Raw genomic sequence first — 26015 nt, forward strand, 5'->3', positions numbered from 1 at the left:
CCCTCACAGGAACACTCGATGAATACCGAAGGACTCTCCGAAGTGGCTGTAAAAGACGCTCACCCGGTGGTTGAACAAATCGCCGAAACCCCACCGGAGCTGGAACCGGCTGCGCCTGCCGTGGTGGCTGAGGCGCCCGCGCCGGCCCCGGTGGCGGCGGTGACCAACCTGGATGACAGTAGCCTGTACATCCATCGTGAGCTGTCACAACTGCAATTCAACATCCGCGTGCTGGAGCAGGCGCTGGATGAGTCCTACCCGCTGCTGGAGCGGCTGAAATTCCTGCTGATCTTCTCCAGCAACCTGGACGAGTTCTTCGAGATCCGCGTGGCCGGCCTCAAAAAACAAATCACCTTTGCCCGCGAACAGGCCGGTGCCGACGGCCTGCAGCCGCATCAGGCCCTGGCGCGCATCAGCGAGCTGGTGCACGGCCATGTGGACCGCCAGTACGCGATCCTCAACGACATCCTGCTGCCGGAACTGGAAAAACATCAGGTCCGCTTCATCCGTCGTCGTCACTGGACCACCAAGATCAAGACCTGGGTGCGCCGCTACTTCCGTGACGAGATTTCACCGATCATCACCCCGATCGGCCTCGACCCGACGCACCCGTTCCCGTTACTGGTCAACAAGAGCCTCAACTTTATCGTCGAGCTGGAAGGCATCGACGCTTTCGGTCGCGATTCTGGCCTGGCGATCATCCCGGCGCCGCGTCTGTTGCCACGGATCATCAAGGTACCGGAAGAAGTAGGGGGCGCTGGCGATAACTATGTATTCCTGTCTTCGATGATCCACGCGCACGCCGATGACCTGTTCCAGGGCATGAAGGTCAAGGGCTGCTACCAGTTCCGCCTGACCCGTAACGCCGACCTGGCGCTGGACTCCGAAGACGTCGAAGACTTGGCCCGTGCCCTGCGCGGGGAGCTGTTCTCGCGCCGTTACGGCGACGCGGTACGCCTGGAAGTGGCCGACACCTGTCCCAAACACCTGTCGGACTACCTGCTCAAGCAGTTCAACCTGGCCGAGTCCGAGTTGTACCAGGTCAATGGTCCGGTGAACCTGACCCGTCTGTTCAGCATCACCGGCCTGGACAGCCACCCGGAGCTGCAATACACGCCGTTCACACCGCAGATTCCGAAACTGCTGCAAAACAGCGAGAACATTTTCAGTGTGGTGAGCAAGCAGGACATCCTGCTGTTGCACCCGTTCGAGTCCTTCACGCCAGTGGTCGACCTGCTGCGCCAGGCCGCCAAAGACCCGCATGTTCTGGCGGTGCGCCAGACCCTGTACCGCTCCGGCGCCAACTCGGAAATTGTCGATGCGCTGGTAGACGCCGCGCGAAACGGCAAGGAAGTCACGGCGGTAATCGAGTTGCGTGCGCGGTTTGACGAAGAGTCCAACCTGCAACTGGCCAGCCGCCTGCAAGCGGCCGGTGCGGTGGTGATCTACGGCGTGGTTGGCTTCAAGACCCACGCCAAGATGATGCTGATTCTGCGCCGCGAGGCCGGCGAGATTGTGCGTTACGCCCACTTGGGCACCGGCAACTACCACGCCGGCAACGCCAAGCTCTACACCGACTACAGCTTGCTCACCTCTGACGACGCCTTGTGTGAGGACGTCGGCAAGTTGTTCAGCCAGCTGATCGGCATGGGCAAGACCTTGCGCATGAAGAAGCTGCTGCACGCGCCGTTCACGCTCAAGAAGGGCATGCTCGACATGATTGCCCGCGAAACCCAGTTCGCCCTCGACGGCAAGCCGGCGCACATCATTGCCAAGTTCAACTCGCTGACCGATCCGAAGATCATCCGCGCGCTGTACAAGGCCAGCCAGTCCGGTGTGCGCATCGATCTGGTGGTGCGTGGCATGTGCTGCCTGCGTCCGGGCATTGTGGGTGTGTCGCATAACATCCATGTGCGCTCGATCATCGGCCGCTTCCTGGAGCACACGCGGGTGTTCTACTTCCTCAACGGCGGCGAAGAGCAGATGTTCCTCTCCAGTGCCGACTGGATGGAGCGCAACCTCGACAAGCGTGTGGAGACCTGCTTCCCGGTGGAAGGCAAGAAGCTGATCATGCGGGTCAAGAAGGAGCTCGAAAGCTACCTCACCGACAACACCCATAGCTGGAGCCTGCAATCGGACGGGCGCTACGTGCGCAACACGCCGACCGGCAACCAGAACCCGCGCAGTGCGCAGGCGACGCTGCTGGATAAGCTGGGTAGCCCGATTCTTGCGGTGAATTAAAACCCGACAGGGTCTGAAATGTGGAGTGGCTTTGTGGCGAGCGGGCTTGCCCCGCGTTGGGCTGCGAAGCAGCCCCAATAAAAACGCCGCATTCTGTCTGACAGAATGCGGCGTTTGGTTTTAGGGCCGCTTCGCAGCCCAACGCGGGGCAAGCCCGCTCGCCACAACAAGCCCGCTCCCACAGATGTTTTTGCAGTGTCCTTTAGCGCAGGTTCAGGCTGAACCCTACCCGCGTCAGCCACTCCGCTTCCTGGGCAAAGTCTGCCTGGGTCAGCTGGTTTTCATCCAGCCAGCCTTTGGGGAATACCACGTCCAGGCTGTCACCGTGCGCGCGCAGGGTGACTTGGGGCATTTCCTGGGTGCCACGGATGTGGTGGAACAGGATCGCAAAGCGCAGCAACACGCACAGGCGGATCAGTTTGATGCCTTCGTCGCCGAATTCGGCAAACTTGTCCTTGGGAATGTTGCGGCGATGGCCACGCACCAGCAGGGCGAGCATCTGTTGGTCTTCGCGGGAGAAGCCGGCGAGGTCCGAGTGCTCGATCAGGTAGGCGCCGTGCTTGTGGTAATGGTAGTGGGCGATGTCCAGGCCCACTTCATGCACCTTGGCCGCCCAGCCCAGCAGCTCGCGCCAGACGCCGTCTTCCAGGTCCCAGTCCTCGGCCACCTGGTCAAAGGCGTGCAGGGCTTTGCGTTCCACACGGGCCGCTTGTTCCAGGTCGACGTGATAGCGCTCCATCAGCGAGGTGAGGGTGCGCTCACGCACGTCTTCGTGGTGATGGCGGCCCAGCAGGTCATACAGCACGCCTTCGCGCAGGGCGCCGTCGCAGTGGTCCATGCGTTGCAGTTCGAGGGCGTCGAAGATCGCTTCGAGAATCGCAAGGCCAGCCGGGAAGATGGTGCGGCGGTCGGGCTTGATGCCGTCGAAGTCGATTTTCTCGGCATCGCCCAGCTTGAACAGTTTGCGCTTGAGCCAGGCCAGGCCTTCGGCGTTGACCTCGCCGGTGCCATGGCCGCCGGCTTTCAGGGCCAGGCCGATGGCGCGGATGGTGCCGGAGGAGCCGATGGCTTCATCCCAGGTCAGGCGGTGCAGGGCGTGCTCGATGCTCATGATCTCCAGCCGCGCCGCCGTGTAGGCCTGGGCGTAGCGGGCCGGGGTGATCTTGCCGTCCTTGAAGTAGCGCTGGGTAAAGCTCACGCAGCCCATTTGCAGGCTCTCGCGCAGCAAGGGCTCGAATCTTTGCCCGATGATGAACTCGGTGCTGCCGCCGCCGATATCCGCCACCAGGCGCTTGCCGGGGGTGTCGGCCAGGGTGTGGGACACGCCCAGGTAGATCAGGCGCGCTTCTTCGCGGCCGGAAATAACTTCAACCGGGTGCCCGAGGATTTCTTCGGCGCGGCGGATGAATTCGACACGGTTACGCGCCTCACGCAAGGCGTTGGTGCCGACAATTCGCACGGCGCCCAATGGCATGCCGTTGATCAGTTGGGCAAAACGCTTGAGGCAGTCGAGGCCGCGCTGCATTGATTCTTCATTGAGCTGGCGCTGGTCGTCGATGCCGGCAGCCAGTTGAACTTTCTCGCCGAGCCGCTCAAGGATGCGGATTTCGCCGTTCTGGGCCTTGGCCACGACCATGTGAAAGCTGTTGGAGCCCAGGTCGATGGCGGCGATCAGGGACAGATTCTTGGCTTGGGATTGCGGCATGGTTTGGGGGTCTCGGTCGATAACCCGACCATCGTGCCACGATCGACCGCTGGCGCCAACGCGTTGTGCTTCGGGAATGTTCCTGTGGGTGTAGGAGGCAATGCCCGTTGGAGCTGTAGGGCGGTTCGATTTTGATCTAGTGAATAAATTTTAAGCCAGGTAAGAGATATTAAAATTATGCCTGTAGAAATCCTCTACTGACTTTCCTTACAAGGTTGTTGAGTTGTTCTGTTCGATTTCTTGCTTATGACTACGTGGGCATTCGAAAACGGTAACTACTTTTTTATTGCATTCTGACAATAGCTGGCGCGCTCTCCTATTCTTTTTAGGGTCACTAACAAGCGAGACTGCCCGCCGGCAATGATGCCGTGGTGTTACTTGCTTATGGGCTTTTATGTCAGGGAGTGTCGTGTTTTGGAAGCGGAGCTTTTCAGTCTTTAATTAGTAACGCCTGTTAACTTCTAATGATGGGTAAAACATGAAAAAAGTATTTGGCTTGGCCGTGGGTGTAGCGTGTCTGGTTGCCAGTGTGGGCGCCTATGCTACAAACAACCCGACCGGCAACCTGATCGTCAAGGGCACCATCACTCCGGCAGCTTGCAGTATCAGCGTGACCGCCGGCGGGGTTATTGACTATGGCACGATTCGCGCCGCCGAATTGTCCCGGACGAATTTCAACCCGCGTGAGGAGCGCTCCACAGCGCTGGTCGTCAATTGCGGTCAAACGCCTGCGAGGTTTGGCTTGACGGTGACTGACTTGCGAGCCTTCAGTAAAGTCCCCGGCATATTGGGCGCAAACTATACCGAGGCCCAGAACTTTGGCCTGGGCGCGCCCGGTGGCAAGCGCACCGGCGGCTATTCGGTCACCCTCAGGAACTTGACGTCCAGCGGACAGGCGCTTTGGCCGATCGTACGCTCGAGCACGACAGCTGCCTGGCAAGCCAGCGACGGCAAGGTGACCCAGGCGCCCAGTCAGCACTCCTGGCGTAACGGCGCGCCCTATGCGCCAGCGGCGATCTCCCAGCTCTCCGGTGTTATTGCCGTTAAAGCTGTGATCAATCGCGCGGCTGACCTGAACCTCACCGGTAATGTGACACTGGATGGTCACGCGACCCTGGTGCTGAATTACATCTAAGCCTTTTGAATGACAGTCGATGCGAGGCAGAGGTCGTCAGCATGCCCCTGGTTTGTTATCGGCTGTTTTTACATGGCTGGGAGATTACAAGTGTTTATTTATTTGTAAGTGTTCCAGGGAGAACTCGGTGATCGGTCTTTCAAGAATAATTGTTTCTATGTCGTGCTGTATGGCGTTGCTATTGTACGGCACAGCCTATGCCGACGGTATGTTGCCTGAAACCACGGTTGTCATTCTTTATGAGGAAAATGGCGAAGCCACGATTAATATCAAAAATACCGATCCAACTCCCGCATTACTGCACTCCGTCATTGAAAACGTGCCCGAGGATCTTGAAACCCTGTTGATTGTCACCCCGCCCATTGCTCGCGTGGAGCCAGAGGAGACGCAACTGGTTCGGTTTATCAGTACCTTGAAGACACCGCTCAAGACTCAGCGTCTCAAGCGTGTGTCCTTTGAGGGTATTCCCCAGGCGCGTGAACCCGGTGGTGCGACCATTGGTATCACCCTGCGTCAAAACTTGCCGTTGATCCTGCACCCGGCGGGTTTGCCCCGGCACGAGGCACCTTGGGAACTGCTTAAGTGGAAGCGCCAGGGTGATCGCTTGAGCGTACATAACGACAGTGCCTATGTGGTGCGGATGGGGTTGGAGGTACAGCTTAATCCGCTGAAGAAAATCGGCTTGCTGCCCCGCACTTATATCCTGCCCGGCGAGGTGTTGACGCTCAAGACCGAGGGGCCGGTGAGCGAGGTGACCTCGGTGCGGCTACAGCCGGCCACGGTGTTTGGTTTTGCCGTCGATGATTACCAGGCAGATGTACTGGGCCATGAGGGTTAATCAGTCGCTACCCAGCCCGGCAGGCCGCCGCTCAGGGCTTTTCTTGGGGTTGGCCGCCTTGTGGGGTGCCCCCGGTTTTGCTTGGGCGGGCGAGTTGGGGGAGGGCTTTGATCTGGCTGTCTTGGCCAGCTATGGCATCGATCCGAAGGTTTCCGACTACTTTCGCAGTGCGGCGCGGTTTCGTGAGGGCATGCAGGTAGTGGGACTGCGCGTCAACGGAAACTCCCTGGGTCTGGTCGAGGCCCGTTTCGATTATCAGGGACAGCTGTGCTTTACCCAGGGTCTGCTTGAAAAAGCCGGACTCAAAGTACCCGCCGCAATCGTGCAATCGGGCATTTCGGCCGATCAGGCGTGTCACGATTTCATGGGTGAGTTCCCCGCGACCATCGTCAGGCTGCAGCCGGGCAGAGAAGAGGTTGCTCTGGTCGTGCCTACCCAGTCCCTGCGTGAGGCTGAATGGGAAGCGGGGAGTTTTTCCGAGGGCGGTGCGGCAGCGTTGTTCAACTACGATGTGCTCGGGTTTCAGACCCAGTCGCGCAGTGGCCCCAGCCGGTTCGTTTCGGCTTACACCGAGGCGGGATTCAATCTGGGTAATTGGGTGGTCCGCAGTCGGCAGTTCTTCATCTCTGATAACGGTAAAAGTCGCAGCGAACATGTGCAGGCCTACGCCCAGCGTGACATTGCCGCGTTGCGCTCGACTTTCCAGGTGGGCCAGATCTCTACCCGAAGTCCGGTGTTCGGTGGGGTTCAGCTGTCGGGCTTTCAGCTGTTTCCGGATGGCGTATCGCGCACCGGCGCCAGTAATGGCGTGGTGGTGGAGGGGGTGGCCCACAGCCAGGCGCGTGTCGAGGTGCGCCAGTCCGGCGCGCTGATTCATACCACGTTGGTGCCTGAGGGGCCGTTCAGCCTGACTGGCTTGCCCTTGCTCAATGGCACCAGCGACCTGGAAGTCAGCGTTATCGGCACCCGGGGGGGCACTCGCAGTTTCGTGGTGCCGGCGGCCTCCTTCAGTGCGGCCATTGGCGTAACTCCGGGTTTTGACTTCGCCCTTGGCAAGGTGCGCGAACAACTGAGTGATGGTCGGGAGGCGCCGACTGTCGCCATGGGCAGTGGCACCTGGGGGCTGGGCAGGCAGTCATCCCTTGGGTTTGGTTTATTGAGCACCGATGAGTATCACTCGGCCGGTGGCACCTTTAGCAGCGTGTTTTTCCAGCGGGTGACTGTCAGTGCCCGGCATAACCTCTCGCGCGATGGCGAGGTGGGTGTGGCCGGCGGCCGCAGCTCCCTGTCCCTGAGCAGCCCGTTGGTGGCGGGTATTGAGATGAGCCTGAGCGCGACGACCCAAAGCCAAGGCTATCGGGATGTCCTCGAAGCGGGCCGGCGCTTGAAAAAAGATGAGCTGCAGACTCGCTTCCAGAATCAGTACACGGCGGGCCTCAGTTGGGCTGACCCGACCCTGGGGGCCTTTGCGGTTAACTACGCACGCAGTACCCAGTTTGATGGTCAGCTTGCCGAAAATGTATTTGCCTCGTGGAGCAAGGGTTTCAGGCAGGTCGATGTGGCGTTGATCGCCGACTCGCAGGTGGGCGCATCGCGGCGGCGCAAGACCGCAAGCCGTGAGCGGGGTATGCGTGATGAGGTATCGCCGGAAGGGGTGTCCTTGCGCCTGCAGGTCACGGTGCCCTTCGGTGACGATCGCCGCCTGACATCCTACGCCAGTCGCCGCAATGGCCGCGCCGATATGGGCACGGCGTTGTCCGAACGGGTCAATGAATATGTGAACTACGAAGTGGGCGTTGAGCGGGATCTGCAGGACCGCCAGCAAGCGGTGCGCGCAAACGTCGATGTGATACCGCGTTATACCCGGGTTGGCCTGGGCATGAATCGCACGCCCACGAGCACCAGCTATAACGGGCAACTGCAAGGCGCCGTGGTGGCTCACGAACGCGGCCTGACCTTTTCTCCCTATAAGGTGCAGGACACCTTCGGTGTTCTATCGGTGGGCGATGTGTCGGCGGCCAAGGTCTCGACCCCACAAGGCCCGGTGTGGACGGACTACCGTGGGCATGCAGTGATACCCGGCTTGCCGGCTTACACCACCAGCCGTCTGGAAGTGCAGACCCAGTCCTTGCCCAAGCGGGTCGATCTCAAGAACGGCACCAAAATCCTCGCCGCTGGGCGCGGGTCATTCAATACCGTGGATTTCCAGGTGGTGAATGTTCGTCGGGTATTGCTTGAAGTCCGCGATGACCAAGGTGCACCTCTGCCCCAGGGTTCTGCGGTGTTTGGCCCGGACAATACCTACCTGACCAATGTGGTGGGCGAGGGCCTGATCTTTTTGAACAATATGGATGACGGGCAAATCCTCAGCGTTTCGCCGCCGGGCTCTACGCGCGCGTGTTTGCTGCATCTGAACCTTGAGTCGCAACCCCAAGAGGACAAGCTCTATGAAACGGCTTCGGCGGTCTGTCGTGCCCAGTAAAACCGTACAGCACCCCGTCCGCCGAATGTGCCTGGGGCTTGGCTTGCTGTTCATGCTCTCGATAGCTGCCCAGGATGCTTCGGCGAATGATTGTCGCCTCTCGATCAGCCAGCCCAGGGTCGACTACGGCATGCTCAGGCGCGCAGAACTGCTGGATGAGCAGATCAGCAACCAGCCGGTTATTTTGGGCAAACGTACCCTGCAACTGAGCGTCGTGTGTGCCGAACCCGGGGTTGTCGCCCTGCGCTTTACCGGCGTTCCGGCAGGGACGCAAGGCTTTCGATTCGGGCGCCAGGGCAGCTTCACCCTGGCCCTCAAACATGCCTTGGTCGATGGTCGCGCTGTCGAACTTTACTCGGTGCAATCAACAGACACGTCTGCCCTGGGGCATTTAATGCCCGGCCAGGTATTGATTGCCAAAGCCGGGGGGGGGCCGCTGACCGGCACACGCTTTTCAGCGCAAGTGGAGATCGACACTTACCTGCCGCCCGATGCCTTTTCGGTGCGCCACGAGACCGTCTTCGAAGGTCAGGGGCACTTTGAATGGTTGCCTGGCGGCTGACCGGTCAGCCCGGTTGTTCCACCGAGCCAATGAAATTGGCGAATTCCGGCGTCTTCGGGTTTGCGAACAAGGTCTTGGGGTCGCCCACTTCATGCACCTTGCCCTGATGCATGAACACCAGCTTGTCCCCGACTTCCCGCGCAAAGCGCATTTCGTGGGTCACCATAATCAGGGTCATGCCGTCCTTGGCCAGTTGGCGCACCACACTGAGCACTTCATTGACCAGCTCCGGGTCCAGCGCCGAGGTGATTTCATCGCACAGCAGCACCTTGGGCGACATGGCCAGCGCGCGGGCAATGGCCACCCGTTGCTGCTGGCCGCCGGACAGGCGATCAGGGAAAGCGTCAAACTTTTCCCCCAGCCCTACCCGCTCCAGCATCTGCCGGGCAAGCTGGGCGGCCTTGGCCTTGGGCACTTTCTGCACCACTTGTGGCGCGAGCATGACGTTCTCGCCCACGGTCAGGTGTGGGAACAGGTTGAACTGCTGGAACACCATCCCGACTTTCTGCCGCAGGCTGCGCAGGTCGGCGCGGGCGGCGTCGAGGTATTCACCATCGACTTCAATCACGCCGTCGTTGATCGATTCCAGACCGTTGAGTGTCCGCAGCAAAGTGGACTTGCCTGAGCCGCTGCGGCCGATAATCGCCACCACTTGGCCTTCTTCAACGGTCAGGTCGATGCCTTTGAGGACGTGGTGATCGCCGTAGTACTTATGCAGGGCGGAAATTCTAAGCAGAGGCATGCAGTCTCCTTTCCAGGTAGCGCGCACTGAGGGACAAGGGGTAGCAGAGCAGGAAGTAACCGAGGGCCACCAGGCCGTAGACCATAAAGGGCTCGAAGGTAGCGTTGGCGAGCATGCCGCCGGTTTTGGTCAGCTCGGTAAAACCGATGATCGAGGTCACGGCGGTGCCTTTGACCACCTGCACCGAGAAGCCCACGGTGGGCGCCACGGCAATGCGCAGGGCTTGCGGCAGGATCACGTAGCGCAGTTGTTCAAACGGGTTAAGCGCCAGGCTGGCCGATGCTTCCCATTGCCCGTGGGCAATCGACTCGACGCAGCCGCGCCAGATCTCGGCCAGGTAGGCGCTGGTGAACAGCGTCAAGGCAATCGCCGCCGCCAGCCAGGGCGAGATATCCACACCCAGCAGCGCAATGCCGAAAAACACCAGGAACAGCTGCATCAGCAGCGGCGTGCCCTGGAACAGCTCGATATAGGTGCGCGCGACATTGCGCGGGAAGGCTTTACGGCTGATGCGCAGGGTCATCACCAACAACCCGATGACGCCGCCGCCGACAAAGGCCACCAGCGACAGCAGCAAGGTCCATTGCAGGCCGGTGGCGAGGTTGCGCACGATGTCCCAGAAGGAGAAATCACTCATCGGCTGTTCCTCATTACGTAGCGACGGCCGATCCAGTTGAGCAACTGGCGAATCATCAGCGCCATGCACAGGTACACCAGAGTGGTCAGTGCATAGGTTTCGAAGGCACGGAAGTTGCGCGACTGGATAAAGTTGGCGGCAAAGCTCAGCTCTTCGGTGGCGATCTGTGAACACACCGCGGAGCCGAGCATCACGATGATGATCTGGCTGCTCAAGGCCGGCCACACCTTGCCCAGTGCCGGCAGCAGCACCACATGGCGGAACGCCTCGAAACGCGTCATCGCCAATGCCGCTGCGGCTTCCAGCTGGCCGCTTGGGACTGCCTGGATGCCGGCGCGAATGATCTCGGTGGAGTACGCCCCCAGGTTGATCACCATCGCCAGTACGGCGGCTTGCCACTCGGTGATTTTCAGCCCCAGGGACGGCAGGCCGAAGAAGATGAAGAACAACTGCACCAGAAACGGTGTGTTGCGGATCAACTCGACATACACCCCGAAGATCCAGGAAAACGGCTGGATCTTCCATGCCCGCACCACGGCGCCGACGGTGCCCAAGGCCACCCCGAGGATCGTGCCGATAGCCGTCAGCTCAAGGGTGAACAGCGCGCCGCGTAGCAGCAGGTCGGTATTGGCCAGCACCGGCACAAAGTCAAATTGATACGCCATGAATCAGCTCCGCATTACAGATCGGCAGGCAGTGGTTCTTTAAGCCACAGCATCGCGTTCTTTTCCAGGCTGCCATCGGCCTTGGCCGCGACCAGGATCTGGTTGACCTTCTCCAGCAGCGCCGGCTCGTTTTTGTTCACGCCCACGTACACCGGCGAATCCTTGAGTTTCACCTTCAGCGCCAGCCCGCGTTTGTTGCTGCGCTCGCTTATCGCGACCATCACCACGTTGCCGCTGGCGATCAGGTCGACCTGGCCGGCCAGGTAGGCGGCGATCGTGGAGTTGTTGTCTTCGAAGCGCTTGATCGTGGCTTCCTTGGGCGCCACGGCGGTCAGCTCGATGTCTTCGATGGCGCCGCGCGTCACGCTGATGGTCTTGCCCTTGAGGTCATCGGTGGTGTGGATGGCCGCATCAGGCGGGCCGAACACGGCCAGGTAGAACGGCGCGTAGGCCTTGGAGAAGTCGATGACCTTTTCGCGCTCGGCATTCTTGCCCAGGCTGGAAATCACCAGATCGACCTTGCCGGTAGTGAGGAACGGGATACGGTTGGTGCTGTTGACCGGGGTCAGCTCCAGCTTGACCTTGAGCCGGTCGGCCAGCAGCTTGGCGGTGTCAATGTCCAGGCCACGGGGTTTCATGTCCGGGCCAACCGAGCCGAACGGCGGGAAGTCCTGGGGCACGGCCACCTTGAGGGTGCCACGGGCGACGATATCGTCCAGACCGTTGGCATGGGCGGGCGCCTGGCTCAGCATCAGGCTGGCAAACAGGGCAGTGAGCAGGGCGCTGTAGCGCTTGGTCATGGCAACTCTCCGGGGAAGGGCGCGGGAATATTCTGTTTCGAGCCATTGCACGGCCCATGCCATCACCGCATCAATGGCCTGGAACACTGGGATTTGTTGAGGTCTGGTGGTCTTACTGGTCTGAACAGTGCGCAGGGTTTTCGCACCTTTTTCGAGCGCCGATAAAACCCCGCGAGCCCCTTTGGGGCGTGGCTTGCCGCCGGCTGCGAATAGCTTTACAACTAGCCGCTCCGTTGACTGCAACCTTGAGTTTTTTATGAATTCCATCGCCCAAGCCGTACCGGAAGCGGCCCTGCAGGCCATCCGCAAACTGATCAAGGAACAGGGCTTTGCCGCGGGTGACGCGTTGCCGTCCCAGCGCGACCTGGCGGTACAGTTGGGCGTGAGTCGGGCGTCGTTGCGCGAGGCGTTGTCGTCTTTAAGTGCTCTGGGCGTGGTGAGTGTGCAGCCGGGTAAAGGCGTGTTTGTGCAAGAGGTGCAAGAGGCGCCGGGGTTTGCCTGGCCCTTCGCCGCCCAGGCCACGCCGCTGGATATCTTCCAGTTGCGCTACGCCCTGGAAGGGTTTGCCGCGGGGTTGGCGGCGGTAACATTGAGCCCCGATGAGCTGGACAGCCTGCAAGACAATGTCGAGGCCATGCGCAAAGTACTCAAGGCCGGCGACTTCGAAGCCGCTGCCCGCTTGGACTTCGAGTTTCATCAACGGATCCTGCTGGCCAGCGGTAACCAGGCGATGGTGAGCATCCTGAGTGCCAGTGCCGAGGTGTTCCTGGAGAGCCAGAAGCTACCGTTCATCCGGCCGGAACGGGCCATGGAGACCTGGCAAGAACACCGCAGGATCCTGCGTGCCCTGGCCCGGCGCGCCAGTGCGGCGGCGCAGAAAACCATGCAGGAACACGTGCGTAATGCGGCGTTGCGTACAGGCATCGCCTTCGTGACTGCCGTGACGCCGTGAGTGAGCTATACCCAAACTCATGCAGCGCCATAGCAAGACTCAATCAGAGGCGGCTTCCTGAACGGGGGAAGGGCGGCTATGATGGGCCACGTTTTTTTTGCTTACAATCCGGAGACATCCATGAGCAACGATCTTATCAAGCACGTCACCGACGCGACCTTTGAGGCCGAAGTACTCAAGGCTCAAGGCCCGGTACTGGTTGACTACTGGGCTGAATGGTGTGGCCCTTGCAAAATGATCGCCCCTGTTCTGGACGACATTGCGACCACTTACGAAGGCAAGCTGACCATTGCCAAGCTGAACATCGACGACAACCAGGAAACCCCGGCCAAGCACGGCGTGCGTGGTATCCCGACCCTGATGCTGTTCAAGAACGGCAACGTCGAAGCCACTAAAGTGGGCGCGCTGTCGAAGTCCCAGCTGCAAGCTTTCCTCGACGCGAACATCTAAGCGTCGTCAAAAAAGCCCCGCAAAATAGCGGGGCTTTTTCGTGAAACAGGGCTAGACGCTCCGAAATTCAGGTGGTACATTCGGCCCCGCACTGGTTTCTCCACTGCCCCCTGCAAGCCGTCGCCGACGCATTCCTTTTCGATTAGTACGCGATCCTGTCGCCTTCTCTGCGGCGCGGCCTCATTAAGCCAAAAGCTTAATTTCCCCCCTCCATAAATGATTACGTCATTCCTATATGAATCTGACTGAACTCAAGCAAAAGCCGATTACCGACCTGCTCCAACTGGCCGAAGAAATGGGCATAGAAAATATGGCCCGTTCGCGCAAGCAGGACGTGATTTTCTCCTTGCTCAAAAAGCACGCGAAAAGCGGCGAGGAAATCTCCGGTGATGGCGTGCTGGAGATTCTCCAGGACGGCTTCGGCTTCCTCCGCTCTGCAGACGCTTCCTATCTTGCCGGCCCAGACGATATCTACGTCTCGCCGAGCCAGATCCGTCGCTTCAACTTGCGCACCGGTGACACCATCGTTGGCAAGATCCGTCCTCCGAAGGAAGGCGAGCGTTATTTCGCCCTGCTCAAGGTCGACACGATCAACTTCGATCGTCCTGAGAACGCGAAGAACAAGATTCTCTTCGAGAACTTGACGCCGCTGTTCCCGACCGTGCGCATGAAGATGGAAGCCGGTAACGGTTCCACCGAAGACTTGACCGGTCGTGTCATCGACCTGTGCGCCCCGATCGGCAAAGGCCAGCGCGGCCTGATCGTCGCGCCGCCGAAAGCCGGTAAGACCATCATGCTGCAGAACATTGCAGCGAACATCGCGCGTAACAACCCGGAAGTTCACCTGATCGTATTGCTGATCGATGAGCGCCCGGAAGAAGTGACCGAAATGCAGCGCACCGTGCGCGGCGAAGTGGTTGCCTCGACGTTCGATGAGCCGCCAACGCGCCACGTGCAGGTTGCCGAAATGGTGATCGAGAAGGCCAAGCGCCTGGTTGAACACAAGAAAGACGTGGTCATCCTGCTCGACTCCATCACCCGTCTGGCGCGTGCCTACAACACCGTGATCCCAAGCTCCGGCAAGGTCCTCACCGGTGGTGTCGATGCCCACGCCCTGGAGAAACCAAAGCGTTTCTTCGGTGCTGCGCGCAACATCGAAGAAGGCGGCTCGCTGACCATTATCGCCACTGCGCTGGTTGAAACCGGCTCGAAGATGGACGAAGTGATCTACGAAGAGTTCAAGGGTACCGGCAACATGGAACTGCCCCTGGACCGTCGCATCGCTGAAAAGCGTGTGTTCCCAGCGATCAACATCAACCGCTCCGGCACCCGCCGTGAAGAGTTGCTGACCGCCGACGACGAACTGCAGCGCATGTGGATCCTGCGCAAGCTGCTGCACCCGATGGACGAAGTAGCCGCCATCGAGTTCCTGATCGACAAGCTGAAAACCACCAAGACCAACGACGAGTTCTTCCTGTCGATGAAGCGTAAGTAATACGACGCTTCAGGTCCAAAAAATGGCGCCCTTCGGGGCGCCATTTTTTTTGCATCGGAAAAGTGAGATTTGTGCGGTAATAGTGTCAGTTAAGAAACAAAAAGGCTGAGCGTGGCTACGCTCATCTCCATTCGAATCAGGCTGATCTACGATTTATGACCGCTCTTGCTTACCGAAGAGACATTGATGGCCTGCGCGCCATTGCTGTCCTCGCTGTCGTGCTGTTCCATTTTGGTGTTCCTGGTATTACTGGCGGTTTTGTCGGCGTTGATGTGTTCTTCGTGATTTCAGGCTTCCTGATCACCTCGATCATCTGGCGCGAGCGTGAAGCAGGGCGTTTCAGCTTTGTCGATTTTTGGGCGCGACGGGCACGGCGTATCCTGCCTGCGTTGCTTGTGATGATGTTCACCTCGTTGGTGGCCGGCTGGTTCCTGATGGCGCCCAAAGATTACTCAGAGCTTGGGCGCTCGATACACAATCAGGTTATTTTCATCTCCAATCTGTTCTTCATGCGTCAGGATGGCTACTTCGACACGGCCTCCGATATGAAGCCGATGTTGCACACCTGGTCGCTCTCGGTTGAAGAGCAGTTCTACATCGCCTTTCCACTCTTGCTGGCGCTGTTGTCGAGCCGGCTGAAGCAGTGGCGCAGCGCTTTGTTTGTGTTGCTGCTGGTGTCGTTTGCGGCGAGCGTGTGGGCCGTGGCCCATGAGCCGGACAAGGCGTTCTTCCTGCTGCCCATGCGTGCCTGGGAATTGCTGGCCGGGTCCATGTTGGCGGTGATGCCGGCGCGGGCAGGGCGGGTAAGTCCGCTGTTGGCGCAAACGGTCAGTCTGTTCAGCCTGGGCCTGATTCTGGTGGCGGTATTGGGTTATGACGCCAGCACTGCGTTCCCTGGCGCTGCGGCCTTGTTGCCGGTATTGGGCGTGGTGGGGTTGATTTGGGCCAACGGCCAACACGCCACCTGGGTCGGGCGCTTGCTGGGCAGTCGCGTGCTGGTCGGGATTGGGCTGATTTCCTATTCGTGGTACCTGTGGCACTGGCCGGTGCTGGTGTTTGGCAAGTACGCGAGTATTTTTGGCCTGTCGTCCTGGGCGCTGGCGGGTCTGTTCGTCTTGAGCCTGGTGTTGGGTTACCTGTCCTGGCGGTTCGTCGAGGGGCCGTTTCGTGAGCGGCGCCTGCTGGCGGGTCGTCGGGCGATCCTGATCGCGGGCCTTGTCGGGCTCGCCTGCCTGGGCCTGATCGGCAAAGGCCTGGTGTGGTCGGATGGGTTTGCATCGCGGCTGTCGCCCCAGGCGTTGCAATTTGCCCAGGCGCATACCTGGAGCCCTACGCTCATGAGCTGCCTGTCGGATGACAAGAAAGACCCACACCGCAAGCTTTGCCACTTTGGCCCGCAGGCCAGTGCTGCCCGCGCATTGGTCTGGGGCGACAGCCATGCCTCGGCACTCATTCCTGCTTTGAATGACGGCTCACGCAAGTACGACTTCGGCATCACCCAGGCCGGTTACGCCGGGTGCCTGCCGTTCGACCGCAAAGAAAACACCCCGGGCTGCCGAGCGTTCAACGAGCGTGTCACCCAGTTGTTGAGCAAGGAACCGTTCAGTGATGTGGTGCTGGTAGCCCGCTGGAGCCTTTACGTCTATGGCCAGCGCTCCGGCGACACCGGCGCCTCCCTTCATGACCCGCAGACGGGCAAGTACGACCGCGCCGTCGCTGAACGACTGTTTGCCGAGGGTGTGAGTGCGCTGGTGCAGCAACTGCGTGCCAGCGGGCACAGGGTGTGGCTGGTCAAGGAGGTGCCGTTGCAGGCGTTCAACGTGCCTTACCGGCTCAGCCGCCTGGCGATGCTGGGGCGCCCGACCGACCGCGAAGGCTTGCCCCTGGCCGAGCACGTCGAGCGCCAAGCCTTCATCAGCAGCGTGTTTGAGCGCATCGCCGCGGCCGACCCCGGTGTCCAGCTCATGGACCCGGCGCCCAAGCTGTGCGAGACGAATGGCTGGTGCCGGGTCGAGCGCGATGGCCAGTCGCTGTATACCGATGACAACCACCTCTCAGCCGTGGGCACGCGTTATGTGGAAGGTTTCCTTGAGCCCTTCTTCCACGCCATGCGTAATGAGGCCGTTGAGTCGGGTGTGAGTCGCAATGACGTGCAATAAGCTGCCAGCGCTCTTAAGAGCAGGTAGGATGTACGCCTATTTTACGGGTGGCATGGTTAATGAAATTCAAGGATCTTCGGGATTTCGTGCAGCAACTTGAGCAGCGCGGAGAGTTGAAACGTATCCAGGTGCCGATTTCCCCGGTGCTGGAAATGACTGAGATTTGCGACCGTACCTTGCGCAACAAGGGCCCGGCGCTGCTGTTCGAAAACCCGACCGGCTTTGATATCCCGGTGCTCGGCAACCTGTTCGGCACGCCCGACCGCGTTGCGTTTGGCATGGGCGCCGAGTCGGTCAGCGAGTTGCGCGAGATCGGCAAGTTGCTGGCCTTCCTCAAGGAGCCCGAGCCACCCAAAGGCTTGAAGGACGCCTGGTCGAAGCTGCCGATCTTTCGCAAGATCATTGCCATGGCGCCCAAAGTGGTCAAGGACGCGGTGTGCCAGGAAGTGGTCATCGAAGGCGATGACGTCGACCTGGCCATGTTGCCGGTGCAGACCTGTTGGCCGGGCGACGTCGGCCCGCTGATCACCTGGGGCCTGACCGTCACCAAAGGCCCGAACAAGGATCGCCAGAACCTGGGGATCTACCGTCAGCAAGTGATCGGCCGCAACAAGGTGATCATGCGCTGGCTGAGCCACCGTGGCGGCGCGCTGGACTTCCGTGAGTGGTGCGAAAAACACCCTGGCAAGCCGTTCCCTGTGTCCGTGGCCCTGGGCGCCGACCCGGCGACCATCCTCGGCGCCGTGACGCCGGTACCCGACAGCCTGTCCGAATATGCCTTCGCCGGCCTGCTGCGCGGCAACCGCACCGAGCTGGTGAAGTGCCGTGGCAACGACCTGCAAGTGCCGGCCACCGCCGAAATCATCCTCGAAGGCGTGATTCATCCGGGCGAAATGGCCGATGAAGGCCCTTACGGCGACCACACCGGCTACTACAACGAAGTCGACAGCTTCCCGGTGTTCACCGTCGAGCGCATCACCCACCGGGTCAAACCGATCTACCACAGCACCTACACCGGCCGTCCGCCGGATGAGCCCGCTATTCTCGGTGTGGCGCTCAACGAAGTGTTCGTGCCGATCCTGCAAAAGCAGTTCCCGGAAATCACCGACTTCTACTTGCCGCCCGAGGGCTGCTCGTACCGCATGGCCATCGTGACCATGAAGAAGTCGTACCCAGGCCATGCCAAGCGGGTAATGCTCGGTGTGTGGTCGTTTTTGCGACAGTTCATGTACACCAAGTTCGTTATCGTCACCGACGACGACATCAACGCACGGGACTGGAACGACGTGATCTGGGCCATTACCACGCGCATGGACCCTAAGCGCGACACGGTGATGATCGATAACACGCCGATCGACTACCTCGACTTTGCTTCGCCGGTATCGGGCCTGGGCTCGAAGATGGGCCTGGATGCCACCCACAAATGGCCGGGTGAGACCACCCGCGAGTGGGGTCGGGTGATCGTCAAGGATGACGCTGTGACCGCACGTGTTGATGCGATCTGGAAAGAATTGGGAATAGATTGATGCGTGTAACCCTGCAACCTTCCGGCGCCGTACTGGAGCTGGTCCCTGGCGAGCGAATCCTCGAAGGCGCGCGCCGCCTGGGCTACGAGTGCCCACAGGCGTGTCGCAATGGCGTGTGCCATGTGTGTGCCGCGCTGCTGGTGGAAGGCCGGGTGCGGCAAGCCGGTGAGGTGCGTGACCATGGTGAGTTCTACACCTGCATCGCCGAACCGCTGGAAGATTGCATTGTGTTATGGGATGGCGTGCTGGCGCCGGGAGAGTTGCCGTTGCGCAAGTTGTCGTGCCAATTAAGTGAATGCGTGGAGGTCGGTGGCGATGTATGGCGCGTGCGCCTGCGCGCGCCGGCCGGCAAGGCGGTGCGTTACCACGCCGGGCAATACCTGATGATCGAGCGCGACAATGGCGATAAATCGGCGTTTTCCCTGGCCTCGGCGCCTCATGCCGGGCGCGAGCTGGAACTGCATGTGCTGGTGCGCGAGGACAGTGCGCGTAATCTGATCGAGCAGTTGCAACGTAACCAGATGGCCCGTGTTGAACTGCCGTTTGGTGATACGCACTTGGCTGAACTGCCGGACGGGCCGCTGGTGCTGATCGCCGCCGGCACCGGCATGGCGCAGATGCACAGCCTGATCGAGCATTGCCGCGTTTCAGGCTTCAAGCACCCGGTGCACCTGTATTGGGGCGTGCGCCGCCCGGAAGACTTCTACGAAATCGAACACTGGGACCAATGGCAGCAGTTGCCCAACCTGTTCCTGCACAAAGTGGTTAGCGACCTGTGCGGTTGGGAAGGGCGCTGCGGGCTGCTGCATGAGGCCGTTTGTGAAGACATCAGCGACCTTAAGGCCGTGCATGTCTACGCCAGTGGTTCGCCGGCGATGATCTACGGCACGCTGGACGCACTGGTGGACGCAGGCATGGATGCGCACCAGATGCGCGCCGATGTGTTTGCCTACGCGCCACGGCCTTGAAGCCTTGAGCTGAACCAGTGTGGGAGCTGGCTTGCCTGCGATAGCGGTGGGTCAGCTAACACACCTGCAACTGATACACCGCTATCGCAGGCAAGCCAGCTCCCACACAGCTATGCGGTTTTCTTAGAAACGCACGCCTGCCGTCAGCATCGCCGCATTGAACCCCAGCAACACCAACTCGCTGGCCACCGGGCCGAAGTGAACCCCCACTGACGGAATGATCGCCGGTGCCACGCCATAACGGTTGAGCGGGATTTTGTCGCGGTACTTACCGCGATAGCCCTGTAGCGCGCCTGCGGTCACCTTCATATAGAACGGCGAGTCGCCGATAACGTAGCGCTTGCCGGCGTAGACGTAATACGAGCGCTGGCTGAACGAGTTGCGAAACGTCGCCCCGCCATACACCAACCCCGACGCCTCGTTACGTTCCAGGTTGATCAAATCCTGATTGTTATTGTGCTTTGGGTCCGGAGAAAAATGCCGGGTGTAGACACTGGTCTGGGCGTACCAGAAACCTTTGTCGTCATTGGCGGCGGCCTCGGAAGCCAAAGCAGTGGTGGTTTGCAGCAAAAGCAGCAGACCTGAAAACAGGTATTTCATGGTTCGACCTCGATAGTCGTTTGAAGAGGCGGCTAATGTGGGTCGCTAAACATCTGCAGTTTGGCGGCTTGTGTTGGGCATGACCTGAACCAGCGCTGAAAACACGGCCGCCTATGCTTATGCAATTAAGATATTTTAAATGTAGGAATAATCTAATTAGGCTATAAGCCAACGGACTACCGCCTTATCGTCAACAACCAGTAACTGACCGCTACCGCCCGCCAGCCGGACCGATCGTGTGAACTCAGAGCGTTGAAGCTTTGATTTTTTGATTGCCAGGTTTGAATGGCAGGGGAGCGGTATGGGGAGTTACAAGAAACATGCGTACACAGCTATTTTGTCGGCCAATTTGCTGACTGCTGTGGGATTCAATCCGGTGCGGGCGGACGAAACAGCCGCCGAAGCACCCAAACTCGACACCGTGATTGTCACCGGCACCCGCGCCCAAGAGCGCACCGCCAGTGCTTCGTTGTCGCCCATCGATGTCATTTCCGGTGACACATTGCGCAGCACCGGCTCCGATGAGCTGGGCGCGGTGTTGGCACGTCTGATTCCTTCCATCAACTTCCCGCGGCCCAGCCTGGTGGACGGTGCCGAACTGGTACGCCCGGCGCAGTTGCGCGGCTTGTCGCCGGATCAGGTGTTGGTGCTGGTCAACGGCAAACGCCGCCACACCAGTGCCTTCGTCAACCTGGGCGGCGCGGTGGGGCGCGGTTCGGCACCGGCGGATTTGAATGCGATCCCGTTGTCGGCGGTCGACCATATCGAAGTGCTGCGCGATGGCGCGTCGGCGCGCTATGGCTCGGATGCGATTGCCGGGGTGATCAACGTGATCCTCAAGCACGACGACCACGGCGGCTCTGTCTCGACCAAGTTTGGCGAGTACAAGAAGGGTGATGGCATCCAGCGCAACGTCAGCGGCAACACCGGGTTTGCCTTGGGTGACAATGGCTTTATCAACGTTTCGGGCGAAGGCGCCGACAACGACTACACCAACCGCGCCGGCGACGACTTGCGCCCTGGCAGCGTGGGTTCCACCACCTATGGCCAGCGCGTGTTCCGTCAGGGCGAGCCGGCCACCAATGAAGGCAAATTCCAGTTCAACTCCGAATATTCCTTCAACGATGCGGCCGAGTTCTACACCTTCGGCGGCTACAGCAAGCGCCGTGGTGAAACGGCGGCGTTCTATCGGGCGAGCAATGCGTCCAACAACATCCCGGCGCTCAACCCCAATGGCTACCTGCCGTTGATCAAGGGCAACCTGGAAGACACGTCCTTGGTGGTCGGCCTGCGCGGCTTGCTGGCCTACGATTGGCACTACGACCTGTCGGCCAACTACGGCAAGAACCAGTACGAACTGGGCACCGAAACCATCAACACCTCACTCGGCCTGGCCACGCCACGCAAATTTAACAACGGCACCCTGAGCAACGATCAGCGCCAGGTCAGCCTGGACCTGTCCCGTGAGTTCGACGTGGGCTTTTTGCCGTACCCGGTGTCGGTGGCCTTTGGCGGCGAATACCTGCGCCAGGGTTATCAAATTGAAGCGGGCGAACCGGCGTCCTACTACCAGACCGGCAGTTCGGGCCTGGGTGGGTTCCGGGATGCCGACGCCGGCAGCACCTCGCGGCACAACTGGGCTCAGTACCTGGACCTGGAAACCAACTTCACCGAAAAGCTCAGCGCCTCGGCCGCCGTGCGTCATGAGGACTACAGCGACTTCGGCTCCAATGTCAGCGGCTCCCTGTCGGCGCGTTATGACTTCACCCCGCAAGTGGCCTTGCGTGGCAGCATTTCCAATGGTTTCCGTGCGCCGTCCCTGGCCCAGCAGAACTTTGCCTACACCTCGTCGCAGCTGATCGGCAACACCATCCAGGAAGCCGGCACCTTCCCGGCCAACAGCCAGGTCGCCCGCCTGTTGGGCGCCGAAGACCTCAAAGCCGAGAAGTCGCGCAACTACAGCCTCGGCCTGGTGCTGGAGCCTGCCGATGACCTGACCGTGACGCTCGACGTGTACCGCATCGACATCCGCGACCGCATCAGCCTGTCGTCCAACCTCAATCTCAACCCGGCCACCATTGCCTATCTGCAGGCTAATGGGGTCGGCAATATCAACTACACCAGCGCCCGTTACTTTACCAACGCCACCGACACCAGCACCGACGGCGTCGACCTGGTGGCCAACTATCGCTACCAATTCGATAACGGTATCCGCTGGAACAGCACCGTGGGCTACAACTACAACCACACCAAAGTGACCGACGTGAAGCCCAACCCGGCGATTCTGGACAGCCTGGGCGCCAACCTGGTGCGGGTAGACCGCCGTGAGCGCATCGGTTTGCTGGGTGATACCACGCCGCAACACAAGCTCAGCCTGGGCAACGACTTCACTTACGGCAATTGGGCGCTGCACAGCAACCTGGTGCGCTATGGTGAATTCACCAGCTACCAGGCCGATAAGGTCAATGACCAGACCTTCAAGGCCGCCTGGGTGCTGGACCTGTCGGCAGACTACAAGCTCAAGAACTGGACCTTCACCCTGGGCGGCGACAACATCACCGATAAATACCCGGAGAAGGTCAATGCCTACGCCAGCAGCGGCGGCAACCTCGCCTACAGCACTTTTTCGCCGTACGGTTACAGCGGCGCGTTTTATTACGGTAAAGTTGCTTACAACTGGTAACACGCAGGAGACCTAAGCGATCCGCCATGACCGTTATTGAAACCGATCTGTTGCAATTGGCTTACCCTCCGCGGCTCGATCTGGGGCCGCAACTGACTCACGAGCAATTAATGAGTTCGATGCAGGCCACCATGGCCAGGCATAAGGGCGGGCCGGTCTGGCTATTCGCGTATGGTTCGCTGATCTGGCGTCCCGAATGCTCGTCGACCCAGCGCATGCGCGCACGGGTTCACGGCTACCATCGCGGCCTGTACCTGTGGTCACACGAGCATCGAGGCACGCCGGAGTCGCCGGGGTTGGTGTTCGGCCTGGATCGCGGCGGTTCGTGCAGCGGGTTTGCCTACCGTTTGCCGGAAGACCAGCTTGAGGCCTCGCTTTATGCCTTGTGGCAGCGCGAGATGCCTTACCCGTCATACCGGCCGCACTGGCTCAGTTGCCGCCTGGAAGATGGCAGTCAGGTGCAGGCGCTGGGGTTTGTGTTGGAGCGGCACTTGCCCAGCTATGCCGGCAACCTGCCCGATATCGTGCTTAACCACGTGTTGCAAAGCGCTTGCGGGCGTTACGGCACCACTCGCGATTATGTCGAGCAGACCGTGAACGCCCTGCGTAGCCACGCCATGCCAGATAAAAACCTGGAGGCGCGGCTCAAGCGTTGTGCCAAAGACTGCGGCGCAAATTAACGCGCCGAGCTGACGCTGTTGGTGTGCCACAGCGTTGGGATCAGGAATGCAATCGCCAACAGGCACGCGCCCACCAGCAACACAAAACCACCGTCCCAGCCGAAATGGTCCACGGTGTAGCCCATGGCCGCACTCGCTGCCACCGAACCGCCCAGGTAACCAAACAAGCCGGTGAAGCCTGCGGCCGTGCCCGCGGCTTTTTTCGGCGCCAGTTCCAGCGCCTGCAGGCCGATCAGCATTACCGGGCCGTAGATCAGGAAGCCGATGGAGAACAGCGCAATCATGTCGACCATCGGGTTGCCCGGCGGGTTGAGCCAGTAAACCAGGGTCGCCACGGTGACCAACGCCATGAACACGATGCCGGTCAGGCCACGGTTGCCACGGAAGATCTTGTCCGACATCCAGCCGCACAGCAGCGTGCCGGGAATGCCCGCCCACTCATAGAAGAAGTACGCCCACGAGGTTTTATCCACGTCGAAGTGCTTGGCTTCCTTGAGGTACGTCGGTGCCCAGTCCAGTACGCCGTAGCGCAGCAGGTAGACGAACACGTTGGCGAAGGCGATGTACCACAGCATTTTATTGCGCAGCACGTACTTGACGAAGATTTCCTTGGCGCTGAACTCGTCTTCGTGGCTGGCGTTGTAGCCTTCCGGGTAGTCGTTTTTGTACTGTTCGATGGGTGGCAGGCCGACCGATTGCGGGGTGTCGCGCATGGTGATGAAGGCAAATGCCGCCACGGCCAATGCCACGGTCGCCGGCACATAGAACGCCGCATGCCAGTCGTTGAACCAGGCCATGCCCAGCAGGAACAGCGGGCCGATCAGGCCGCCGCCGACGTTATGCGCCACGTTCCACACCGACACCACGCCGCCGCGTTCTTTCTGCGACCACCAGTGCACCATGGTGCGCCCACTCGGCGGCCAGCCCATGCCCTGGGCCCAGCCGTTGATGAACAGCAAAATGAACATCATGGTTACGCTGGACGTCGCCCAAGGCGCGAAACCGAAAATGAACATCACCCCGGCCGATATCAACAGGCCAAAGGGCAGGAAGTAGCGCGGGTTGGAGCGGTCGGACACCAGGCCCATCAGGAACTTGGACAAGCCGTAGGCAATCGCGATGGCCGACATGGCCAGGCCCAGCTCGCCACGGGTGTAACCCTCGTCGATCAGATACGGCATGGCCAGCGAGAAGTTTTTACGCAGCAGGTAGTAGCCCGCGTAGCCAAAGAAAATACCGGCGAAGATCTGCCAGCGCAGCCGTCGATAGGTACTGTCTATTTTTTCTTCAGGCAGGGGCGCCTGGTGTGCGGCAGGACGAAAGAAAGCAAACATTCAAGAGCTCCAAATTTCTTGTTTTGACTGCGGATGCGAATGTTACAGTTTCGTTACCGAAAATAGCATCGCCTCTTATCTGCAAACACAGGAAACTGGAGCGATTACATGTTCTCTTACGAACATGTCGCGAATAGATAAGTGTGGGTCGGTATCGGGTCTTAAGACCGAAGAGATCAACTGTGGGAGCTGGCTTGCCTGCGATAGCGGTCTATCAGTAGCAGCTGTGTGAGCTGACTCACCGCTATCGCAGGCAAGCCAGCTCCCACATGGACCACATGAACCGCATTCAGCGGGTCTGGACCACGACTTTGCCCACAGCCCTGCGTTGCCCCAGGTCATTGATCGCCTGCGCGGCCTGCTCAAGCGGATACACCTGCGACACCAACGGCTTCAACTTGCCCTCGCCATACCAGGTGAACAACTGCTGGAAGTTCGCCGCATTGTCCTGCGGCTGGCGTTGGGCGAACGACCCCCAGAACACCCCGACCACCGACGCGCCCTTGAGCAGCGCCAGGTTCACCGGCAGCTCGGGAATGCGCCCGCTGGCGAAACCCACCACCAGCAGGCGGCCGTTCCAGGCAATGCCGCGCACGGCCTGGTCAAACAGGTCGCCGCCGACGGGGTCGTAGATCACGTCGACACCATTGCCGTCGGTCAGGCGCTTGATTTCATCCTTGAGGCTGGCTTCGCTGTAGTTGATCAGCTCGTCCGCGCCGGCCGCCTTGGCCACGGCGAGTTTGTCGGCGCTGCTGGCGGCGGCAATCACCCGGGCGCCCATGGCTTTGCCGATTTCCACGGCGGCCAGGCCCACACCGCCGGAGGCGCCGAGCACCAGCAGGGTTTCGCCGGGTTGCAGGTTGGCGCGTTGCTTCAGCGCATGCATCGAGGTGCCGTAGGTCATGCTGAAGGCGGCGGCGGTGTTGAAATCCATACTCGGCGGGATCGGCAGCACGTTATAGCCCGGCACCGCGACCTGTTCGGCAAAGCTGCCCCACCCGGTCAGGGCCATGACCCGGTCACCGACTTTGAGGTGGCTGACCTTTTCACCCACTTCGCTGACCACCCCCGCCGCTTCGCCACCCGGCGAAAACGGGAAGGGCGGTTTGAACTGGTACTTGCCCTCGATGATCAAGGTGTCCGGGAAATTTACCCCGGCCGCGTGCACGTCCAGCAGGATTTCGTTCTTCTTGATCGCGGGGCTGGCGATCTCTTCCAGCACCAGGGTTTCGGCGGGGCCGAAGGCTTTGCACAGCACAGCTTTCATCGGACTATTCCTTTTGGCGTCGTGACCGATAAGTGTAGGAGGGTACGCCCGTGGGTCAACGAGCATGCCCGGCCCTGATAAGTCGCCATAAGCT

General features: G+C 60.2%; 21 protein-coding genes. 13 read left to right on the forward strand and 8 right to left on the reverse strand.

Annotated elements, in window-relative coordinates; genetic code table 11:
* The first annotated feature begins 18 nt into the window (after window positions 1–18).
* Window positions 19–2241: a polyphosphate kinase 1 gene (gene ppk1, locus AOA59_RS16545; RefSeq protein ID WP_099488345.1), complete on the forward strand. Its 2223-nt coding sequence runs from the start codon at window positions 19–21 to the stop codon at window positions 2239–2241.
* Window positions 2242–2443: 202 nt separating this feature from the next.
* On the opposite strand, the gene ppx is transcribed toward ppk1, so the two are convergent.
* Complete coding sequence (gene ppx / locus AOA59_RS16550; RefSeq protein ID WP_056860774.1) at window positions 2444–3946, reverse strand: exopolyphosphatase; 1503 nt, start codon at window positions 3944–3946, stop codon at window positions 2444–2446.
* Window positions 3947–4424: 478 nt separating this feature from the next.
* Here ppx and AOA59_RS16555 point away from each other — a divergent pair, with 478 nt between their 5' ends.
* The 4 genes from AOA59_RS16555 (at window position 4425) to AOA59_RS16570 (ending at window position 8963) form a co-directional block, all read left to right on the forward strand.
* The gene (locus tag AOA59_RS16555) at window positions 4425–5081 is read left to right on the forward strand and encodes a DUF1120 domain-containing protein (RefSeq protein ID WP_065931857.1); all 657 of its coding nucleotides are present in this window, start codon (window positions 4425–4427) and stop codon (window positions 5079–5081) included.
* Window positions 5082–5238: 157 nt separating this feature from the next.
* The gene (locus AOA59_RS16560; protein ID WP_099488349.1) at window positions 5239–5919 is read left to right on the forward strand and encodes a fimbria/pilus chaperone family protein; all 681 of its coding nucleotides are present in this window, start codon (window positions 5239–5241) and stop codon (window positions 5917–5919) included.
* Window positions 5909–8401, forward strand: coding sequence for a fimbria/pilus outer membrane usher protein (locus AOA59_RS16565; RefSeq protein ID WP_099488628.1), 2493 nt, complete (start codon window positions 5909–5911; stop codon window positions 8399–8401). The genes AOA59_RS16560 and AOA59_RS16565 overlap by 11 nt, the downstream gene beginning before the upstream one ends.
* A 52-nt stretch (window positions 8402–8453) precedes the next feature.
* Window positions 8454–8963, forward strand: a complete 510-nt coding sequence (locus tag AOA59_RS16570; protein ID WP_371919072.1) for a hypothetical protein — start codon at window positions 8454–8456, stop codon at window positions 8961–8963.
* A gap of 4 nt (window positions 8964–8967) precedes the next feature.
* Here AOA59_RS16570 and AOA59_RS16575 read toward each other — a convergent pair whose 3' ends face one another.
* Genes AOA59_RS16575 through AOA59_RS16590 form a run of 4 tightly spaced genes read right to left on the reverse strand, consistent with a single transcriptional unit; the run spans window position 8968 to window position 11807 of the window.
* Window positions 8968–9705, reverse strand: a complete 738-nt coding sequence (locus AOA59_RS16575) for an amino acid ABC transporter ATP-binding protein (protein WP_017135248.1) — start codon at window positions 9703–9705, stop codon at window positions 8968–8970.
* Window positions 9692–10342, reverse strand: coding sequence for an amino acid ABC transporter permease (locus AOA59_RS16580; RefSeq protein ID WP_056860771.1), 651 nt, complete (start codon window positions 10340–10342; stop codon window positions 9692–9694). Before AOA59_RS16580 ends, AOA59_RS16575 begins: the two co-directional genes overlap by 14 nt.
* Window positions 10339–11007, reverse strand: a complete 669-nt coding sequence (locus AOA59_RS16585) for an amino acid ABC transporter permease (protein ID WP_056860770.1) — start codon at window positions 11005–11007, stop codon at window positions 10339–10341. Before AOA59_RS16585 ends, AOA59_RS16580 begins: the two co-directional genes overlap by 4 nt.
* Before the next feature lie 14 nt (window positions 11008–11021).
* Entirely contained in the window at window positions 11022–11807 is a 786-nt protein-coding gene (locus AOA59_RS16590) for a transporter substrate-binding domain-containing protein (RefSeq protein WP_099488353.1), read from the reverse strand.
* A 256-nt stretch (window positions 11808–12063) separates the two neighbouring features.
* Here AOA59_RS16590 and AOA59_RS16595 point away from each other — a divergent pair, with 256 nt between their 5' ends.
* From AOA59_RS16595 to AOA59_RS16620, 6 genes are all read left to right on the forward strand, one after another.
* Entirely contained in the window at window positions 12064–12759 is a 696-nt protein-coding gene (locus AOA59_RS16595) for a FadR/GntR family transcriptional regulator (RefSeq protein ID WP_065931853.1), read from the forward strand.
* 120 nt (window positions 12760–12879) lie between these two features.
* Window positions 12880–13209, forward strand: coding sequence for a thioredoxin TrxA (trxA, locus tag AOA59_RS16600; protein WP_003213989.1), 330 nt, complete (start codon window positions 12880–12882; stop codon window positions 13207–13209).
* 235 nt (window positions 13210–13444) lie between these two features.
* Window positions 13445–14704: a transcription termination factor Rho gene (rho, locus tag AOA59_RS16605; protein ID WP_003176825.1), complete on the forward strand. Its 1260-nt coding sequence runs from the start codon at window positions 13445–13447 to the stop codon at window positions 14702–14704.
* Window positions 14705–14859: 155 nt separating this feature from the next.
* Window positions 14860–16863, forward strand: coding sequence for an acyltransferase family protein (locus AOA59_RS16610; protein WP_099488355.1), 2004 nt, complete (start codon window positions 14860–14862; stop codon window positions 16861–16863).
* Between the two features lie 59 nt (window positions 16864–16922).
* On the forward strand, window positions 16923–18389 hold the full coding sequence (gene ubiD, locus AOA59_RS16615; protein ID WP_068931322.1) for a 4-hydroxy-3-polyprenylbenzoate decarboxylase: 1467 nt from the start codon (window positions 16923–16925) through the stop codon (window positions 18387–18389).
* Window positions 18389–19357: a CDP-6-deoxy-delta-3,4-glucoseen reductase gene (locus tag AOA59_RS16620; protein ID WP_099488357.1), complete on the forward strand. Its 969-nt coding sequence runs from the start codon at window positions 18389–18391 to the stop codon at window positions 19355–19357. Before ubiD ends, AOA59_RS16620 begins: the two co-directional genes overlap by 1 nt.
* A 123-nt stretch (window positions 19358–19480) precedes the next feature.
* Here the strand turns inward: AOA59_RS16620 and AOA59_RS16625 are convergent, their stop codons facing one another.
* Window positions 19481–19957: a sn-glycerol-3-phosphate transporter gene (locus AOA59_RS16625; RefSeq protein ID WP_099488359.1), complete on the reverse strand. Its 477-nt coding sequence runs from the start codon at window positions 19955–19957 to the stop codon at window positions 19481–19483.
* Window positions 19958–20258: 301 nt separating this feature from the next.
* Between AOA59_RS16625 and AOA59_RS16630 the strand changes: the two genes are divergently transcribed.
* Both AOA59_RS16630 and AOA59_RS16635 read left to right on the forward strand, forming a co-directional pair.
* Window positions 20259–22640 carry a TonB-dependent siderophore receptor gene (locus tag AOA59_RS16630; protein ID WP_099488360.1) on the forward strand — a complete coding sequence of 794 codons (2382 nt, stop codon included), beginning with the start codon at window positions 20259–20261 and terminating at the stop codon, window positions 22638–22640.
* A gap of 26 nt (window positions 22641–22666) precedes the next feature.
* Window positions 22667–23320, forward strand: a complete 654-nt coding sequence (locus AOA59_RS16635) for a gamma-glutamylcyclotransferase (RefSeq protein ID WP_065931847.1) — start codon at window positions 22667–22669, stop codon at window positions 23318–23320.
* Here AOA59_RS16635 and glpT read toward each other — a convergent pair.
* Together glpT and AOA59_RS16645 are read right to left on the reverse strand one after the other, a co-directional pair.
* Window positions 23317–24654 carry a glycerol-3-phosphate transporter gene (gene glpT / locus AOA59_RS16640; protein ID WP_053258586.1) on the reverse strand — a complete coding sequence of 446 codons (1338 nt, stop codon included), beginning with the start codon at window positions 24652–24654 and terminating at the stop codon, window positions 23317–23319. The genes AOA59_RS16635 and glpT overlap by 4 nt on opposite strands.
* Before the next feature lie 289 nt (window positions 24655–24943).
* Complete coding sequence (locus AOA59_RS16645) at window positions 24944–25921, reverse strand: NADPH:quinone oxidoreductase family protein (protein WP_099488362.1); 978 nt, start codon at window positions 25919–25921, stop codon at window positions 24944–24946.
* Window positions 25922–26015: the final 94 nt, after the last annotated feature.

The sequence above is a fragment of the Pseudomonas sp. 2822-15 genome, assembly GCF_002742515.1.
Classification (GTDB): Bacteria; Pseudomonadota; Gammaproteobacteria; order Pseudomonadales; family Pseudomonadaceae; genus Aquipseudomonas; species Aquipseudomonas salomonii.